Source organism: Hyphomonas neptunium ATCC 15444, from assembly GCF_000013025.1.
Taxonomy (GTDB): domain Bacteria; phylum Pseudomonadota; class Alphaproteobacteria; order Caulobacterales; family Hyphomonadaceae; genus Hyphomonas; species Hyphomonas neptunia.
On record NC_008358.1, the window covers coordinates 1,821,870 to 1,840,033 of the forward strand.

The following is an 18,164-nucleotide window of genomic DNA, read 5'->3' on the forward strand; positions in this document are numbered from 1 at the left end:
TAACTATGTCAATCTTCAGAACTTTCGTTGCCGCCGTGATGCTGGCTGCGGCTGTTTCGCTGCCGGCATTCCAGTCGGCTCACGCGCAAGGCTCGGTCGTAATGGTTATCGACGACAACAAGATCTTCCTCGACAGTAAAGCTGGCAAGGACATCCAGACCAAGCTTCAGAATATCGAAAAGCAGATCAACAACGAGATTGAGCCCACTCGTAAATCGCTCGAAACGGAAATCCAGGCGCTTCAGCCCAAGCTTGAAGGCAAGACCCGTGAAGCAATTGCTGCGGATACCGCTCTCGTAAATGAGCTTGCAGCCTTTCAGAAGAAGAATAACGAGCTCAATCAGAAGCGCGCCGTTGCCGAACGCGAGTACGCGATGACCGCAGAAAAAGCGATTATCGACTTCAACAACGCTCTCGACCCTGTTCTTACAGAAGTCATCCGTGAGAAGGGCGCTCAAGTGGTTCTCTTGAAGAGCCAAGTTGTGTTCTCCGCTGATGCTATTGATGGCACGGCTTCGGTCATTCAAAAACTCGACGCCAAGACGACAGCTATTGCGGTTACCCGTCAGAAGCTGCCAGCGGCGCCCCAAGGCGGCAACTAACGGGGCATCACAGTGACGGTCGACAGTCGATTCTACGCGCCATTGGGGGCATTGACGCTGGAAGAGATTGCTGGCCGGACTGGGAGCAACCTTGCGGGTAAGCCCAATCAGGTGATTTCTGGAATAGCGTCGGCGGCCAATGCGAAGGCCGCCGAGATCGCCTTCATCGAAGGTGATGGAAAACGCCAACCTACTATCAGTCCCAGCCTGGCGGCAGTGTTTGTCGCGGCTGAAATGAAGCATTTCATTCCCGAGGGCGTGGGCGTGCTGGAAACTGCGTTCCCAAGAAATGCCCACAGCGCAATCGCTTCATCACTTTTTAGGCCCCGGCACTTGATGGGAGCGGGACACGAGCTCGTCTCAGCGCTGGCGCAAATCCACGCCAATGCGATCGTTCAGCCGGGAGCTGTTATTGGCCCTGGGGCGGCGGTTGGCGAGGGCGCGGTCATCGGCGCAAACGCAGTGATTGGTCCAGGCGTTCAGATTGGCCGAAATACATCCATCGGCGCAAACGCCTCGATTCATTGCGCCTTGGTCGGTGATCAGGTTACAATCTTGGCGGGTGCCAGAATTGGTGAAACCGGTTTCGGTGTGCTGGTCGGGCCTCAAGGCGCTGAAGATTCTCCCCATTTTGGCCGCGTCATCATCCAGGATCATGTAACGATTGGCGCAAACAGCTGCATCGACCGGGGCGTTTTCGAAGATACGATCATCGGCGAGCGGACGAAGATCGATAATCTCTGCCAGATCGCCCACAATGTTGTCTTGGGCAGGGGCGTTATCGTTGCCGCCTTCGGCGGTATCTCTGGTTCGGTCCGGGTTGGAGATGGATCTATGCTTGGCGGCAGGGTTGGCATCGCCGATCATGTCAAGGTTGGCGACCGCGTGAGCCTTGCCGCGTCTGCCGGGCTTTTCAGGGATGTGGACAGTGGGGAAACCTGGGGCGGTACACCCGCAAAGCCGATAAGGCAGTGGATGCGGGAAGTCGCATGGTTGCAAAAACAGGCCAACCCCAAGAAAAGCAATTGACGGGCAATTACCTGTCTCGAAATGAGGAAAGGCCTCTCGATGAGCGTTGAGGTGCACTCCACGGCCGTCGTTGAAAGCGGTGCCATTCTCCATGATGGCGTGCGGATCGGCCCATTCTGCCATGTGGGAGCCATGGCCGAGTTGGGCGCTGGCACTGAGCTCATTTCGCATGCGTCCGTTGTCGGACATACGAAGGTCGGCTCCAATTGCCTGCTTTATCCCCATGCCGTCCTCGGGTGTGGTCCGCAGGTTCTGGGAATGCGGGAAACACCCGATTCCATGCTTGAGGTCGGCGCTGGCAGCGTCTTCCGTGAATACGCAACAGCCCATACGGGAATACCAAAACATGGAGGGCTGACCAAAGTCGGAACCGCCTGCTACATCATGATTGGGGCTCATATCGCTCACGACTGCATAATTGGAAACAACGTGGTGATGGCAAATAATGTGTCCTTGGCGGGCCATATCACCGTTGGCGACAATGTCTGGTTTGGAGGGTTGGCCGCCGTGCATCAATTCAGCCGCATTGGCCGGAATGCCTTCATCGGCGGCGGCGCGATTGTCGTTGAGGATGTCATTCCATTCGGGTCGGTGGTGGGCAACCACGCAAAACTTTCGGGACTCAACATCGTTGGTTTGAAGCGGCGAGGATTTAGCAAATCCGATCTCCACGAAATTCGGTCAGCTTATAAGGCCGTGTTTGAAGGAAACGGTCTGTTCAAGGATAGGCTGGCTCAGGCGGCCGCGGAATACGCGGGGAAACCCTTGGCAATGGAACTTATCAATTTCATTCTGGAGGGCAGAGATCGCCCCATTTGCAAACCGGCGGAATGACATGCGCGAGCCTTTGGGTCTCATCGCAGGATTGGGAGAATTGCCGGTCGCAATTGCTGAGAATGCTGTAGCAACGGGGCAGGGTGTTTATGTCCTGCGTCTGAAGGGTTTTGAGGAGCCTGGACTGGAAAAGTTCCAGGGCAGCATCGTCGGTCTCGGTGAAATTGGCGCTGTCGTGGACCGTCTGAAGGCTGCGGGCTGCAAGGAAGTGGTATTTGCGGGTAATGTCAGCCGGCCGGACTTCAAGAACCTGAAATTGGACCTTCGAGGTATTGCGCTGCTCCCAAGGGTCATCGCTGAGGCGAGAAAAGGCGATGATGCACTTTTGCGGGTGCTCGTGACCGAATTTGAAAAACATGGCTTCCACGTAATCGGCAGCGACGCTGCCCACGCGCAATTGATCGCGCCCGGAGGGCTTATCGCAGGGCCAGCTCCCAGTGAGTCCATGCTGCAAGACGTTGAAACAGGCGCCAAGGTGGCCGCCGCGGCAGGCGCACTTGATATCGGGCAGGGATGTGTTGTGTGCGACGGTCTTGTCCTCGCCGTTGAGGCGCAGGAGGGGACCGATGAAATGCTCCGCCGCTGCGCTGGCTTGCCTGAAGCAATTCGCGGCCAGCCGGAAGCGCGTCGGGGCGTGCTAGTTAAACGGCCCAAGCCTGTCCAGGAGCGCCGTATAGACCTTCCAACTACGGGCGTTTCAACTGTTGAGCTAGCCGCTGCTGCGGGGTTGGCCGGCATTGCGATTGAGCAGGGCGGGGCCTTGATGCTCAATCGGCCGTTGATGGAACAGCGTGCCGCCGAGCTTGGAATTTTTATTTTCGGCTTTCCGGCAGAGCTGGGTCTGCCGTGAGTGTCGCGGACATATACTTTGTTGCGGCAGAAGCATCTGGCGATCTGCTCGCACGCGAGGTCATTGAAGAAATCCGGCGCCTTCACCCCACCTTGACGCTTAGAGGCATTGGAGGCGCAGAGCTCGAGTCCATTGGCATTCATTCGCCAGTAGACATCTCTCCTCTTTCCATCCTTGGCCTCTTTGAGGGAATCAGAGCCTACGGCGATGTGGTCAGGCTAGCCGATGAAGCGGCCGACCATATAGTAAGCGCAAATCCAAAAGTTGTGGTCCTGGTGGATTCCTGGGGGTTCATGCTCCGGCTTGCCCAGCGCATAAGGGCAAAAGCTCCCCACATTCGACTGGTTAAACTGATTGGTCCGCAAGTTTGGGCGACGCGCTCCGGGCGCGCGAAGACGCTGGCAGCCACCGTAGATCATTTGCTCTGCATGCATGACATAGAGGTGCCCTACTATGAGCCCTATGGCCTGAGAACGACGGTTATCGGCAATCCCGCGCTCTTTCGTGGGGGGCAAGGAGATCGGGAAGGCTTTCGCCAACGGCATAGTCTCAAAGCGACAGACATCGCTCTGCTCATCCTTCCTGGCAGCCGGCGCAGCGAGATTTCTAAGGTAGCGCCAGCGCTGATCGAAGCCGCTGTCATCGCGAAACGCGCGGCCCCTTCTATCCGGTTATTCATTCAACCCGCTGAAAATGTAGCGGATGTCTTTCGGCAAACATTTCCCGAAGTGGCCGCTGAATTTGAATTGCTGTCTGAGGGCCGGGAGCGCTTCGACGCGATGGCCGGCGTGGACATCGTTCTAGCTTGCTCCGGCACCGTAACCAGCGAGGTCGCTATGCAGGGGACGCCTATGATCGTCGCCTACAAGACGGGTTGGATAACCTGGGCCCTTGCGCGAGGGCTGCTCTACAAAAAGACCCACATAACCCTGCTCAACATCCTGAATGATGACGCGGAAATCGTTCCAGAATTCGTCCAGACGAGGCAGCAGCCTACTCTGATAGCGGAAAAAGCCCTTCACTGGATAAGTGAACCGGACGCGCTGAAAAATCAGCGCGCAATCCAAGCCGTTGCTTTGAAACAGCTCATAAAAACAGAGGCCCCGACAGCGACGCGCGCAGCCGGGGCCATAATTGATGAACTGAAGTCCGTAAAAACTAGCGGCTAGTCATTGCCGTATAGTCGCGCATTGCGGCGCCGGTATAGATCTGGCGAGGACGGCCGATTTTCTGGCTCGGATCTTCGAGCATCTCGTTCATCTGAGCGACCCAGCCCACGGTCCGCGCCACGGCAAACAGGACGGTGAACATCTTGGTCGGGAAGCCCATCGCTTCGAGAATAATACCCGAATAGAAATCGACGTTGGGGTAAAGTTTCTTCGCAACGAAGTACTCATCCTGAAGGGCAATCCGCTCAAGTTCCATTGCAACTTTGAGCAGCGGATGGTCGCGAAGGTCGAGCGCGTCGAGCACCTCGTGAGCGGTTTTCTGCATGACTTTCGCGCGCGGGTCGTAGTTTTTGTAAACCCGGTGGCCAAAGCCCATCAAGCGGACACCGCTCGACTTGTCCTTTACCTTCTTCACGAAGTCCGGAACGTTGCTGATGTCGCCGATCTCGCGAAGCTGACGCAATGCCGCTTCGTTGGCGCCGCCATGGCTGGGGCCCCAGAGGCTTGCCACACCGGCCGCAATCGCGGCGAAGGGGTGCGCGCCCGAAGACGCGACCAGGCGAACGGTGGACGTAGACGCGTTCTGTTCATGGTCCGCATGAAGCATGAAGAAGCGGTCCATCGCACGCGCAAGAACCGGGTTCACTTCATAGTCTTCCGCGCTCACGGAGAAGCACATGTTCAGGAAGTTTTCTGAGTAGGACAGGCGGTTCTGCGGGTCCACGAACTTCTGTCCGAGATTGTACTTCATGCAGCGCGCTGCAATTGTCGGCATCTTCGCGACAAGCCGGATGGAGTCGCGGCGACGCTCCTCAGGATCTTCATTGCCCATTGCGCCGGGGTAAAAGGCCGCCATGGCGCCAACTGCGCCGGTCAGCATCGCCATCGGGTGGCTGTCGCGCCGGAACCCGTCGAAGAAGCGATCCTGCTGTGTGTGAAGAAGCGTGTGCTGACGCACGTCCTTGCCGAAGGCTTCGTACTCATCCTTGGTGGGCAGCTCGCCATTGAGTAGCAGATAGCAGAGCTCCAGATAGCTCGACTTTTCGGCGAGCTGCTCAATCGGATAGCCCCGGTGCAGCAGAATGCCTTCATCACCGTCGATGAACGTAATCTGGCTCTCGCAGCTACCTGTCGACGTGAAGCCGGGGTCGAGCGTGAAATGATCGACTTCAGCATAAAGCTTACGGATGTCGATTACGTTTGGACCGTGCGTGCCAGAATAGACCGGCAAACTGACTGTTTTACCGCCGACTTCAAGTTTGGCCGTACCAGCGTCTTTAACCTTGTTTTCCATCAGCCTCTAACCCTGTTCATGTTTGTTGGCCGGCTTTGGCTTGCGTGTCAGCCGGCGAGTTGGTCATCAATTCTTGCGAGCGTTTCTTCCCGGCCGAGCCAATCCATGACCGGAGCAAGGTCCGGTGCTGGAAGTCCGCCGGTAAGTGCGGCTCTGAGTGGCGGGCCTATCTGCCCCATCGATAGGCCTGTTGCGGCGCAATATGACTTTATCGTTTCCGAAATGCTAGCGCCTGACCACTGCGACATTCGCTGCAGATCATCATATAGTCCCTTAAGACGAAGTTTTCCTTCATCCGACAAGGCTTTAACGGCATTTTTGTTCAGTTCGAGCGGCCGCTTTGCGTAGAGGAAGGCGAACGCGTTGGCCAGTTCAATGAGCGTTGAGCCGCGATCTTTCATGTGGGGAAGAGCTGCGCGAATGCGAGCGACTTCCGCGTCACTCAACGAACAATTCTTGGACAAAACTGGACAAATCAGGTCAAACAGCCGCTCGTCTGCTGCCAGACGCATGAAATGCGCATTCACCGTTGCCAGCTTGTCCAGATCCAGGCGGGCAGGCGCTTTGTTGATGCCGCTTACGTCGAAAACCTGGACCGCCTCTTCATCCGTGAATATCTCCTGATCCCCATGGCTCCAGCCAAGGCGCAGGAGATAGGCTTTCATCGCCTCGGGCAGATAGCCCATGTCGCGATACGCCGTGGTAGAGAGCGCGCCATGGCGCTTGGACAGCTTTGCGCCGTCGTTTCCATGAATCATAGGCACATGCGAGAAGTTGGGAACGCTCCAGCCCATCGCCTCGTAGATCGGCACCTGGCGGAAGGTGTTCCGGAGGTGATCGTCGCCCCGGATGACATGAGTGATTCCCATGTCGTGATCATCAACGACGACGGCGAGCATATAGGTCGGTGTGCCATCGGCGCGGAGCATGACGAGGTCATCAATCTCGGAGGCGTCAATTGTCACGGTGCCTTGCACGCCATCTTCAACGGTGCGCGGTCCGCTTTCCGGTGCGCGGAGGCGAACAGTGAAGGGCGCATCCGGTGAAGGCGGCGAGGCGCCATCCCTGTAGGGCGACCGGAAGGGAGCGAGCAGTTGCGAGGCTTCTGCCAGGAGCGCCTCTTTCTCGGCATCGCTGATACCTTCCTGCTTTGCAGCCTGGCGCTTCTCTTCACCAAGATCCCGGCGCGCCTGGAGCTCCTCAGGCGTCACGTAGCAGCGGAATGCCGTGCCGCGCGCGACCATGTCATGGGCAACGGCGGCGTGCCGGTCCACTTGAGCAGATTGCATGACCGGTGGCTCGTCGGGTGTCAGGCCAAGCCATTCCATGGCGTCGAGAATTGCATCCGTCGCCTCCTGGGTGGAGCGCTCCCGATCCGTATCCTCAATCCTCAGAAGAAAGCGGCCACCATTCCGGCGCGCAAACAAATAGTTGAAAAGTGCGGTCCGAGCCCCTCCAATATGCAGCATTCCCGTTGGGGATGGGGCAAACCGAGTAACAACGGACATCCGTGGCACGCTCCGACTAACCGGCGCTGTGGCCGCTGATGGGGTGGTCAAACACGAGGACGGGGCGAAGTGCAAGAGGGGGACGGCTTCTTCCGGAAGCTCGCGCGAGATGCCGGCAGTATCGTGGGCGTGGATTCGCGCCCATTACTGCTTGCATTCGCCATGTGCGCCGGCGCCGCCGCCTACCTTTCCGCCCCGTTTGAACCACACAAGCTGGAAATTGCCGGCCTCTTGGCGACAGGGATCGCCGTGCTGCTTCTGGTTCGTTGGTTGCATCAGGCAGATCTGATTTATGCCGTCACCCTATCTCTCTTTGGGTTGGTGCTCGGGTTCTCCGCGGGCGCCGTGAGGTCCTGGCTGGTCGAGCGGCCGGTCATCGCTGAAGAAACCCGTCCCATTATGCTTGAAGGATGGGTCGCCAATATAGAGGCGGGGCAGAAGGGCGCACGTCTGAAGATCAAGGTTCATTCGATTGCCGGGTTTGGAGCTGAGCAGCAGCCCAAGTTGATCCGGGTTACCCATCGCGCGCGCCTGGATTGCCAATTTCGCAATCATGCCGGTCGTCACTTTCGTCACGGCGCCCGCGGCTGCGTTGACTGTAATTCTTGCGTTGTTCGGTCACGCCGAATTTGGCCTCAAGCTATTAGGGCAGTCGCTCGAACTCGTCCTGACGATGACCCATTATTTTTATAATCTCTCTCCTGGCGTGGTGCGAATGCCTGTGCCCATGCCGCCAATGGCACTGGTCTTCCTATCCCTCTCACTGGGCGCAATGATGGCTTTTGCTGGCTGGGCGCGCCTGATTGGCGGCGCCCTGTTGCTTGCACCCGCAATATGGTTGTGGGGCCACGCACCCAAAGTCGTGATGCATTGGTCAGTATCCGGAGATGTCTATATTGCGAACCCCGATGGCATGGTGGAGCGCCTGTCACTCACCGATGGCGATGGAATGGCGCCCTTGAGATTTTCTGAAGTTTCCGACGCGACCGCATGCGACGACGAAGTTTGCGTTTATCCGTCCTTCTCTGGCTTGCGAGTTCGCACAAATGGACAGCCAGACAAGTCGAAGGAAGACACAGAGCAGGCCACGAGCCAGTTGACTGTGGCCATAGAGGCATCAGCGCAGGCAGATAGCGATCTGGCCTTCAGTTGGACCGATGTGAGGGAGGCCGGAGGAATCACCGTGTATGCCAAGGACGGACACCTAAACATCGTCCGCATACAAAACTGCACCGAACGCCGTTGGCGCCGGTGCAGCAGTGATGACATTCTTGCCCCGAGAAGCGGCGCTATCGCGTATTTTGACCGCGTTATTCGTAACGGCGAATAAGCGCGACCAGCCGGCCCTGAACTTCAACCCTGTCAGGCCCGAAGATGCGCGTTTCGAATGCCGGGTTTGCTGCTTCCAGGGCAACAGATGCGCCTTTGCGGCGAAGACGCTTGAGTGTTGCCTCCTCGCCATCGATCAGCGCAACAACAATATCGCCGGTTTGAGCGGTGTTCGTGCGCTTCAGGATCACAGTGTCACCATTCAGGATGCCGGCCTGAATCATCGAATCGCCTTGAACTTCAAGCGCGAAATAATCGTCGCCTTCCGGCAATCCTCCAGGACTGGCGACCTGGCCGTTCTCCTGCTGGATCGCGGAAATTGGAGAGCCCGCCGCGATGCGCCCGACAAGCGGAATCATACCCGCAATACGCGGGGCTTCAGCGCCCTGATTTGTAACCAGAGCTGGGCGAAAGTCCCGTCTTTGACGCGCGTTCGGCGGTGGAATGGCAGAATCTGGAAGTTTCAGCACTTCCAGCGCGCGCGCCCGATTTGCGAGGCGCCGTATGAAGCCCCGCTCCTCAAGCGCCGTAATCAAACGGTGGATACCTGATTTTGACGCCAGATCGAGCGCTTCCTTCATCTCGTCAAACGAGGGGGAAACCCCGGTATCCTTGATGCGATCATTAATGAAGAGCAGCAGCTCTTTTTGCTTTGTTGTGAGCATGGAACGGTTCCCGATGCGAATCTATGTTCGCTTTTGTTCTACAAGCGTTCCCTGTTCGGGTCAATCTCAACAGGCGAGTTTCAGACGGGTAACCTGCTCGGCGCGGGAGGTGCCTTGCTTCATCAGCCACTCGCCGATCAGAAAACGCCGTGAACCGACCTTACGCAGACGGATAATGCTTTCCGGGTCGGCTATACCGCTCTCTGCAATGAGTTGACGGTCGCTCGATAGCATCGGTGCAAGACGTTCTGTCGTGCCAAGATCTGTAACCATCTTTTTCAGATCTCGGTTGTTGACCCCGATCAGGGGAGAGGGCAGGCGCAGCGCCCGTTCCATTTCCGCCTCATCGTGCGTCTCAACCAGAACATCCATGCCCAGCCGGGAGGCACAATCGTGAAGTTCCCCCGCAAGGGTATCATCGATCGCTGACATGATGATCAGAATGCAGTCAGCGCCATGCGCCCGCGCTTCAATGATCTGTATGGGGTCTATCATAAAATCCTTGCGGAGCATGGGTATGCTTACCGCAGCGCGGATGGTTTCAAAGTCGGCCAGGCTACCGCCGAAGCTGGGCATGTCGGTAAGCACGGAAAGACAGGCGGCGCCGCCGCGTTCATAATCCAGCGCTATTTCCACCGGATCGGCTCCCGGTAGGATGTCGCCCGCGGACGGGCTCTTGCGTTTGATTTCGCAGATAAGCGCATTCTGGTCTGCATCAGCGATCGCAGAGAGGGCAGAGCCAAATCCGCGAACTGGAGAAGCCGCAGCCGCCGCATTTTCCAGTTCGCCAAGGGAGCGATCCTTCTTCAGCGCGCGGACTTCATCACGCTTGTAGTCAATGATCCGGTCCAGCGCGGTTTTCATGCTCAATCGCTCTCCCGAGATGTGCGTACCAGCGTGTTGAGGGTTTCTCTTGCCGCTCCGCTGTCAATCGCTTGCGCTGCGCGCTGCACGCCCGCTGGCAAATCAGCAACCATGCCGCTCACATGCAGGCCCGCTGCCGCATTGATCAGCACGATGTCTCGGAATGGGCCCTCGCGGCCATCAAGCAGATCTCGGATGGCGGCCGTGTTTTCTTCCGGGGCGCCGCCTTCAAGCGTCGACAGAGGATGGCTCGGCAGGCCGGCATCTGAAGGTGTGATTTGAAAATGGCGAATGGAGGCGGGCGTAACTTCGCAAACGTCAGTAGGACCAGAGATAGATATTTCGTCGATGCCGGCCAGCCCATGAACCACCCATGCGCAGCGGGTGCCAAGAGCTTTCAACGCCTCAGCCATGGGTGTGACCCACTGTTTGTCATATACGCCGAGAACGGAGTATTCCGCCCCTGCTGGATTGGAAAGAGGGCCGAGTAGATTGAAAATCGTCCGAATACCCAGCTTATGGCGGATGGGGGCTACATGGCGCATTGCTGAATGATAACTGCGAGCAAACAGAAAGCCCACGCCCGCAATCTCCAGGCAGGATTTGAATGCGGTGTCACTCAGCTCCAGTTGCAGGCCCAGGGCTTCCAGCACATCGGCGGACCCCGTCTTGGGCGGCACGGAGCGATTGCCATGTTTGGCCACCCTCCCACCGGCGGCAGCAATGACGATGGCACTGGCAGTGGACGTGTTGAGGGATTTCCACGGCAACCCACCCGTCCCGCATGTGTCGAGCAGTGGTCCCTCGACAGATACGCTGCGCCCGTGACGGCGCATTATACGCGCGCCGGCGATCAGCTCATTGGCCGTTTCGCCCCGAACGGTCAGCCCCGCCAGAAATGCGCCGACTTCCTCTGGAGCAGCCTCCCCGGAAAGGAGCGTGTCAAACGCGCCTTCAAGCACGGATTCTTCCAGAGGCAGACCGCGCGCGATAGCCTGAATGGCGGTGTTAAGCGCGCTCTCGCTCACGGTTTCACCTTTTTCAGAAAGTTCTTCAGCAGCGCATGGCCATGCTCGGTCAGGATACTCTCGGGATGAAACTGAACCCCATAGACAGGACGGGTTTTGTGATGAACCGCCATAATCTCTCCGTCATCGGTATGGGCGTCTGCCAGCAGGCAATCCGGTAGATCGTCAGTGCGGATAGCCAGGGAGTGGTAACGCACAACCTGGTAGCGCTCGGGAAGGCCTTCAAAGAGACCAGACTGATTGGTTTCAATCTCGGAAATCTTCCCATGGCGGATCTCGCGGGCATGGATGACCGCACCGCCGAACGCCTGTCCGATTGCCTGATGACCGAGGCAGACGCCAAGTACCGGAAGATCGTCTGGAGCCGCCTTCAGAAGGTCCAGGCAGATGCCGGCCTCATTTGGTGTGCAGGGGCCGGGCGAAAGGAGCAACGCATCCGGCTTGAGCGCAAGGGCTTCATCTACAGTGAGCTGATCATTGCGGACAACGTGTGTTTTGGCGCCGAGTTCTTCCAGATAATGGACGAGGTTCCAGGTGAAGCTGTCATAATTGTCGATAACGAGGATCATTGGTCGTGCTCATAAGCTGCGGCCAATTCGGCAGCACGCTTCAGGGCGCCGGATTTGTGAACCGTTTCATCATATTCATACTGAGCATTGGAATCGAGCACGACACCGCCCCCTGCCTGTATGTGCACCATACCGTCTTTCAGCACGGCGGTGCGCAGCGCGATGCAGGTGTCGAGGTCGCCGTTCCAGCCGAAATAACCCACGGCGCCACCGTAGATACCCCGGCTGTGTGTTTCGACTTCATTGATGATCTGCATGGCGCGAATCTTTGGGGCGCCAGAGACTGTTCCGGCCGGAAATCCTGCGAATAATGCGTCTACAGCATCAAGGCCGGGTCTCAGATTGCCTTCGACATGGCTGACGATGTGCATCACATGGCTGTAGCGTTCGACGATGAACTGTTCTGTGACCTCCACAGAACCATAGGCCGCAACCCGGCCCACATCGTTGCGCCCCAGATCAAGTAGCATGAGGTGCTCGGCGCGTTCCTTGGGATCGTTCAGAAGGTCTTCTGCACGCAGAGCATCTTCCGCCGGATTGCCGCTGCGCGGACGGGTTCCGGCAATAGGACGGATTGCGACCCGGCCTTCGCGCAGGCGGACGAGAATTTCCGGGCTTGACCCAACAAGCCGTACATCACCCAGATTGATATGGAACATGAAAGCGGAGGGGTTCAGCCGCCGAAGGGCGCGATAGAGGCTTATCGACTTCTGCTTGAACACGGCAGAGAAACGCTGGCTAGGCACGACCTGGAATATATCGCCAGCTTTGATGTACTCACGGCAGGTCTCTACAATCTCGAAATAGCGTTCTTGGGATGTGTTCGACACCAGGTCTACTTGTTGGGCAGTGCCGTTTTTCGGAGGCAGCGAGGGCAGGCTTTCCAGCCGCGCCTCCACCTCATCGAGGAGCGCATCGATCTCTGTCTCATCGGCGCCATTCACCCGGCCAATCAGAAGCAGCTCCTGATAGATGTGATCAAAGATCACCATCACCCGCGGGACAACTAACAGCGCTTCGGGCACGTCCAGCTGATCTGGTTTCGTGATCGACACCGGCTCGACATGCTGGATCATGTCGTACCCGACATAGCCGAATGCGCCGGACGCCATGGGGGGCAGGGGATCACTGGTCTCGGCGCGTGCCGCTTCAGCAAAACTGCGCAGGGCGTCTACGGGACGCTCCGCCAGCTGATGAGCGTCCGAAAAGTCAGCGGACCGGCTCGTCTCGGCGACGCCATCCTTGATGCGGAACCAGATTTCTGGCTTGAGCCCGATAAACGAATACCGCCCAAGGCGCTCGCCACCGGCAATCGACTCAAACAGAAAACTGCCCGGCTCGTCTGCTCCGAGCTTCATCATGGCGCCAACCGGCGTTTCAATATCGCCGATGCACCGTCTTACGATCAGTCGCGCCGTCATTGGGCAGCCGTTATCGTTCGCTTGTAAGAGGCGATCGCCGAAGCATTCTCCTTGACCTTGACCGCCCGGCGAATTTCGTCATCCACAGCGGCTTCCAGATCGGCCGTGAGCGACTCTGTGACATCGGCAGAGGCGGCAGTGCCCATGCTTGCAATCATTTCCGGCGTTGGCGGGGAAACACTCAGGATCTTGAGGATGGCAAATACAGATCCATCACCTGTCGGCAGACTGATGACGCTGCCAGCCGGGTTATTGAATGTAGCCTGCATCAGCGGCCCTGGCACACCCATAGCCTGAGCGTTTGAGCGCGATACCGGTTCGGGCAAGCGATCCACCTGCGCGCCACTCTCCGCAGCTGCGGCATCGAGTGTTACTGACCCGGCGCGGACGCGCTCAGTAAGCGCCTCCACCGCAGCTTCCGCTGCATTGGCAGTGCGCTCCGAGACGATCATCGCGCTTACCCGGTCCTTGATCGCATCAAGCTCGGGCGTAGCAGCCGGAACAATCCGTCGGGGCGCGACGAGGACCACGGAACTCGCAACGTCAAAGCGGCTACCGATTTCGTTCTCGGGCAGCCGGAAAGCCTGGGGTAGCGCCTCAGGAACCTCCGAAAGGATTGTGAACTGATTGCCCTGCTCGGTGATTCCGTTCTGATCAACGGGTGCGATGCTTATGATTGGAACGCCGATGTCTTCGGCCACCTGCGAGAGATCGTTCCCCGCGGCAAGGGCTTCATCCAATGTCTCAAGGGCGGCGGAAAAAAGGAGCTGCGCACGCTCTCGCGCCAGCCCAAGACGGATCTCTTCGGCGACTTCTTCGAGAGGTTTCACTGCGCCGGGCTGGACCGAAATCAATCGGGCGACCAGCCACTGGCCGTCAACTTCCCGCGGGCCATACATCGCGCCGCTCTGTCTGCCGGGCCCAAACATGGCGTCCTGCAAAGCCTGATCCGAAATGTCTTCGGCGCGCGCCGTGCGCATCTGAACGGAATTCGCACCTGTTACGCTGTTGGGGTCGGCGCCGCCGGCAAGCAGGCCAAAGGCCGTGCGCGCAGCGTCCCGTGTCGGGAACAGGAGCTCCGCGTAAGTACGTTGATCTGGCGCCGCAAACCGTTCCGATTTGGTGGCTTCGTAAACAGTTGCCACTTCCTGGTCAGTTACTTCCACTTTGCCGGTAAAGTCATCCGTCGACATACGCAGGATGTCGAGCGCGCGGCGTTCAGGCTGTTTCAGCCGTTCCAGATGCTCGTCATAGTAAGCCTTGATCTCGGCATCGGTGGGCACCTCCGGCGCGGGTGCGTCTGATGCATCGAAGAAAAACCATGCAACCTCCCGCGTCTCGCCAAGATAATTTGCCTGGATATTTGCAATGACCTGAGGGCCATAAACCGCTGATCGACCTGCCTGGCTCAATGCCCGGATAAGAATGTCGTCCTGCAGTTGACGCTCGAATTGAGCTGGCGACATGCCCAGCTGAGAAATACGGTCCCGGAACATCGCGGGGTCCAGCTCACCGGTCAGGGGGTTCTGGAAGGCCGGGATGCTGTTCATTTCCTCGACAACAGCTTCTGGCGACGGAGAAATACCAATGCTTTCACCGTAACCGAGGCGTGTTATGCGTGCTTTTTCGACCTCAACAATCTGGTCGATCAGGCCTTGCTCCAGCGCTTCAGACTTGCTCAGCGGCCGCTCAGCGGTCGCATTGATATTGCGCAGGACGGTTTCCACCCGAAAATCCAGATCTGCCGGATCAAGCCCGCGAGAACCGGCGCTGACAACGTTCGCGCCCAGCCCGCTGCGCATCTGATTCACGATCGCATCGACGCCCCAGAACGCCATTCCGACGATGACGATCATCAAAACCAGCTTCCCCACCGGGGAACGGGTCATCTTCTTCATAAGTGCGAGCATACGGCGCTTCTCTATTTCTGGGGTTTGCCGGGTGGCTCACAGCTTGCTAGGCGACCGGTTTATGACTTGCAAGAGAGGGAAGGCCGCATGCCACGCACGCTGATCGCCGGAAACTGGAAAATGAACGGTCTGATGGCGAATCTCGCCGAGGTCGAACGGGTCGCCGCAGAGGTTCCCGCATCAAGTGAGGGGGCTGAAACGCTGTTATGCCTTCCTGCAACGTTGATTCACGCAGGTTCGGCAAAATCTGAAGGATCGGGCCTGAAAATTGGCGGAGAAACCTGCCACGCCAACGAAAAGGGCGCCCATACCGGCGATCTTGCAGCAGAAATGCTCAAAGATGCCGGCGCCAGCTATGTCATTGTGGGGCACTCAGAGCGCCGCGCGGACCATGGCGAGACAGATGCCGTAGTGGCTGCGCAGGCCTCGGCTGCATTGAGAGCAGGGATCACCCCAATCATCTGCGTTGGCGAAACCCTTGACCAACGTGATGCTGGGGAAGTGCTCACTGTCATCACGACGCAGATGGCAGAATCGATTCCCGAGGGTGCTGAGGCAGCCGCAATCGTCATTGCTTATGAGCCGGTTTGGGCCATTGGGACCGGCCGTGTCGCCACTTCCGAGCAAATTGCCGAAGTGCACACGTCGATCCGGAACCTTCTGGTGCGCCGATTTGGCGACGCAGGGCGCACGACCCGTATCCTTTATGGCGGTAGCATGAACCCCGGAAATGCTGCCGAAATCCTCGCTGTGGCCGAGGTAAATGGCGGCCTGATTGGGGGGGCAAGCTTGAAGGCGGCGGACTTCCTCGCCATTTACCGGTTGGCGGCGCAGTAGTTTGTGTGGAACCGCTGACTTGGCGAACGGCGTGATCGGGGTTATGCGGGCGCCTTAAATTCAGGAAAGCTGGTCGGGCCATGCAGAACGTCATTCTCGTTATCCATATTCTCGCCTGTCTGGCGATGATCGGCCTGGTGCTTGTCCAGAAATCTGAAGGCGGTGGCCTCGGTATCGGGGGAGGGGCGGGTAACTCGCTCATGTCCGGCCGGGGCGCTGCGGGCGCACTAGTCCGCACGACCATGATCTTCGGAGCGATTTTCTTCGCTACCAGCCTTATCCTTACGTCGATTGCAAACCGGCAATCCGACAACCGGACCGGCATTGAGCGCATTCTCGACGAGTCAAACCCACAGACGGCGCCCCAGGATGGCCCCGTGGATCTGTTTGATCCGAGCGCACCGCTGCTTGAAGAAACTTCCCCAGCATCTCCCGATGTTGGAATTGCTCCGGCGCCAGAACCAGCGGCGCCTGAATCGGTTGAGGAAACACCGCCGGCTACGGAATCCGTGCCCGAAACGGCTAATCCCCAGTAATTTTCTGCTAATCGCTGGTGGAGGTCGCGCGCAAGGCGCGAATCATTTCATGAGTATAACCCCATGATCCGCTATATTTTCATCACTGGCGGCGTGGTGTCTTCGCTCGGAAAAGGCATAGCCTCCGCCTCGCTCGGCGCGCTGCTGCAATCGCGCGGGTACCGCGTGCGCCTGCGCAAGCTCGATCCCTATCTCAACGTCGATCCGGGCACGATGAGCCCCCGCCAGCATGGTGAGGTCTATGTGACCGACGATGGCGCAGAGACCGACCTCGATCTCGGCCATTATGAACGCTTTACTGGCGTATCGGCCCGGCAGTCCGACAACATCACGACCGGCCGCATCTATCAGCGTATCATCGAGAAAGAACGTCGCGGCGATTATCTCGGCGCCACGATCCAGGTCATCCCTCACGTCACCAACGACATCAAGGAGTTCGTCCTTTCCGATCCCGGCGAGGGCGTTGATTTTGTTCTCTGCGAAATCGGGGGAACGGTCGGGGACATCGAAGGCCTGCCATTCTTCGAGGCGATCCGTCAGCTCGGCCAGGAACTGGGGCCTCAGCGGGCATGCTTTATACACCTGACACTGCTGCCCTACATCCCGGCGGCGGGCGAAATGAAAACCAAACCGACGCAGCACTCGGTCAAGGAACTGCGGTCTATTGGCATCCAGCCACAGATTCTTCTTTGCCGCTGTGACCGGCCGATCCCGGTCAATGAAAAGGGCAAGATCGCCAGCTTCTGCAATGTCCGCCTGGCAAGCGTGATCGAGGCCCGCGACGTCGGACATATCTATGACGTGCCGATGGCTTATCACGCGGAAGGACTGGACTCTGAGGTTCTGTCGCATTTCGGAATAACCGATGCCCCCCCGCCGGACCTGTCTTCCTGGCAGCGGATCGCCCAGACAATCAAAAACCCCGATGGTCAGGTGACAATTGGCCTGGTCGGAAAATACACCGACGTACCAGATGCCTACAAATCGGTATCCGAAGCGCTCGGCCATGGCGGCCTCGCCAACAAGGTGAAGGTCGACATCCGATTCGTGGATTCCGAAAAATTCGACGATCCCGACGCCGCGCTTGAAGATTTGGATGGCGTACACGGAATTCTGCTGCCCGGCGGTTTCGGCGAACGTGGCGCACACGGCAAGATGCGGGTCGCCAGATATGCGCGTGAGCGTAACATGCCGTGTTTCGGTATCTGCTACGGCATGCAGCTCTCGGTTGTTGAAGCTGCGCGTAATCTGGCCGGCATCAAGAATGCTTCGACCAGCGAATTTGGCCCAACCAAAGAGCCCGTGGTTGGTCTCATGGAAGAGTGGACCAAGGGCAACGAGAAGGTCACGCGCGACGCCAGCACCGACCTTGGCGGCACAATGCGTCTCGGCGCGTACCCTGCACGCCTCAAGGAAGGCAGCATGGTCGCACAGGTTTATGGCAGTCTCGAAATCTCCGAGCGCCACCGCCACCGCTACGAAGTCAATGCCAGTTACATCGAACGCCTCGAAAAGGCGGGTATGATCTTCTCAGGCATGTCGCCAGATGGCCGCCTCCCGGAAATCGTCGAGCTTGAAGGGCACCCCTGGTTCATCGGCGTGCAGTTCCACCCGGAACTCAAGTCCCGGCCGTTCGAACCCCACCCGCTTTTCGCGAGCTTCATTGCAGCGGCGGTCAAACAATCCCGGCTCGTCTGAACGACACGCCGGGCAGGGGCC

At 58.2% G+C, this 18,164-nt stretch carries 17 protein-coding genes; 9 read left to right on the plus strand and 8 right to left on the minus strand.

Features of this window, described 5'->3' with window-relative positions; translation table 11 throughout:
* Window positions 1-5 precede the first annotated feature (5 nt).
* Genes HNE_RS08775 through HNE_RS08795 form a run of 5 tightly spaced genes read left to right on the plus strand, consistent with a single transcriptional unit; the run spans window position 6 to window position 4,484 of the window.
* Window positions 6-602, plus strand: a complete 597-nt coding sequence (locus HNE_RS08775) for an OmpH family outer membrane protein (RefSeq protein WP_011646781.1) — start codon at window positions 6-8, stop codon at window positions 600-602.
* Window positions 603-614: 12 nt separating this feature from the next.
* Window positions 615-1,631, plus strand: a complete 1,017-nt coding sequence (gene lpxD / locus HNE_RS08780) for a UDP-3-O-(3-hydroxymyristoyl)glucosamine N-acyltransferase (RefSeq protein ID WP_011646782.1) — start codon at window positions 615-617, stop codon at window positions 1,629-1,631.
* 39 nt (window positions 1,632-1,670) lie between these two features.
* On the plus strand, window positions 1,671-2,465 hold the full coding sequence (gene lpxA, locus HNE_RS08785) for an acyl-ACP--UDP-N-acetylglucosamine O-acyltransferase (protein ID WP_011646783.1): 795 nt from the start codon (window positions 1,671-1,673) through the stop codon (window positions 2,463-2,465).
* A gap of 1 nt (window position 2,466) precedes the next feature.
* Window positions 2,467-3,315, plus strand: coding sequence for an LpxI family protein (locus HNE_RS08790; protein WP_011646784.1), 849 nt, complete (start codon window positions 2,467-2,469; stop codon window positions 3,313-3,315).
* On the plus strand, window positions 3,312-4,484 hold the full coding sequence (locus tag HNE_RS08795; RefSeq protein ID WP_011646785.1) for a lipid-A-disaccharide synthase: 1,173 nt from the start codon (window positions 3,312-3,314) through the stop codon (window positions 4,482-4,484). The genes HNE_RS08790 and HNE_RS08795 overlap by 4 nt, the downstream gene beginning before the upstream one ends.
* Here the strand turns inward: HNE_RS08795 and HNE_RS08800 are convergent.
* Entirely contained in the window at window positions 4,474-5,778 is a 1,305-nt protein-coding gene (locus HNE_RS08800; RefSeq protein ID WP_011646786.1) for a citrate synthase, read from the minus strand. The genes HNE_RS08795 and HNE_RS08800 overlap by 11 nt on opposite strands.
* Before the next feature lie 47 nt (window positions 5,779-5,825).
* Complete coding sequence (gltX, locus tag HNE_RS08805) at window positions 5,826-7,286, minus strand: glutamate--tRNA ligase (RefSeq protein WP_011646787.1); 1,461 nt, start codon at window positions 7,284-7,286, stop codon at window positions 5,826-5,828.
* 553 nt (window positions 7,287-7,839) lie between these two features.
* Here gltX and HNE_RS08815 point away from each other — a divergent pair.
* Window positions 7,840-8,616 (plus strand): hypothetical protein, encoded by a 777-nt coding sequence (locus HNE_RS08815; protein WP_011646789.1) that lies wholly within the window; start codon window positions 7,840-7,842, stop codon window positions 8,614-8,616.
* Here HNE_RS08815 and lexA read toward each other — a convergent pair.
* The 6 genes from lexA to HNE_RS08845 form a co-directional block, all read right to left on the minus strand.
* Window positions 8,597-9,280, minus strand: coding sequence for a transcriptional repressor LexA (lexA, locus tag HNE_RS08820; RefSeq protein ID WP_011646790.1), 684 nt, complete (start codon window positions 9,278-9,280; stop codon window positions 8,597-8,599). The two genes, HNE_RS08815 and lexA, sit on opposite strands and share 20 nt — an antisense overlap.
* A 66-nt stretch (window positions 9,281-9,346) precedes the next feature.
* On the minus strand, window positions 9,347-10,144 hold the full coding sequence (trpC, locus tag HNE_RS08825; RefSeq protein WP_011646791.1) for an indole-3-glycerol phosphate synthase TrpC: 798 nt from the start codon (window positions 10,142-10,144) through the stop codon (window positions 9,347-9,349).
* Window positions 10,145-10,146: 2 nt separating this feature from the next.
* Window positions 10,147-11,172: an anthranilate phosphoribosyltransferase gene (gene trpD, locus HNE_RS08830; RefSeq protein WP_011646792.1), complete on the minus strand. Its 1,026-nt coding sequence runs from the start codon at window positions 11,170-11,172 to the stop codon at window positions 10,147-10,149.
* Complete coding sequence (locus HNE_RS08835; protein ID WP_011646793.1) at window positions 11,169-11,741, minus strand: anthranilate synthase component II; 573 nt, start codon at window positions 11,739-11,741, stop codon at window positions 11,169-11,171. The genes trpD and HNE_RS08835 overlap by 4 nt, the downstream gene beginning before the upstream one ends.
* Window positions 11,738-13,162 carry an anthranilate synthase component I gene (gene trpE, locus HNE_RS08840; RefSeq protein WP_011646794.1) on the minus strand — a complete coding sequence of 475 codons (1,425 nt, stop codon included), beginning with the start codon at window positions 13,160-13,162 and terminating at the stop codon, window positions 11,738-11,740. The genes HNE_RS08835 and trpE overlap by 4 nt, the downstream gene beginning before the upstream one ends.
* On the minus strand, window positions 13,159-15,072 hold the full coding sequence (locus tag HNE_RS08845; protein WP_011646795.1) for a peptidylprolyl isomerase: 1,914 nt from the start codon (window positions 15,070-15,072) through the stop codon (window positions 13,159-13,161). The genes trpE and HNE_RS08845 overlap by 4 nt, the downstream gene beginning before the upstream one ends.
* Window positions 15,073-15,159: 87 nt before the next feature.
* On the opposite strand from HNE_RS08845, the gene tpiA reads away from it, so the two are divergent.
* The 3 genes from tpiA (at window position 15,160) to HNE_RS08860 (ending at window position 18,143) form a co-directional block, all read left to right on the plus strand.
* A complete protein-coding gene (tpiA, locus tag HNE_RS08850; RefSeq protein ID WP_011646796.1) occupies window positions 15,160-15,909 on the plus strand; it encodes a triose-phosphate isomerase in 750 nt (249 codons plus the stop codon).
* Window positions 15,910-15,989: 80 nt separating this feature from the next.
* Window positions 15,990-16,445, plus strand: a complete 456-nt coding sequence (secG, locus tag HNE_RS08855; RefSeq protein ID WP_011646797.1) for a preprotein translocase subunit SecG — start codon at window positions 15,990-15,992, stop codon at window positions 16,443-16,445.
* 63 nt (window positions 16,446-16,508) lie between these two features.
* Window positions 16,509-18,143, plus strand: coding sequence for a CTP synthase (locus tag HNE_RS08860; RefSeq protein ID WP_011646798.1), 1,635 nt, complete (start codon window positions 16,509-16,511; stop codon window positions 18,141-18,143).
* Window positions 18,144-18,164: the final 21 nt, after the last annotated feature.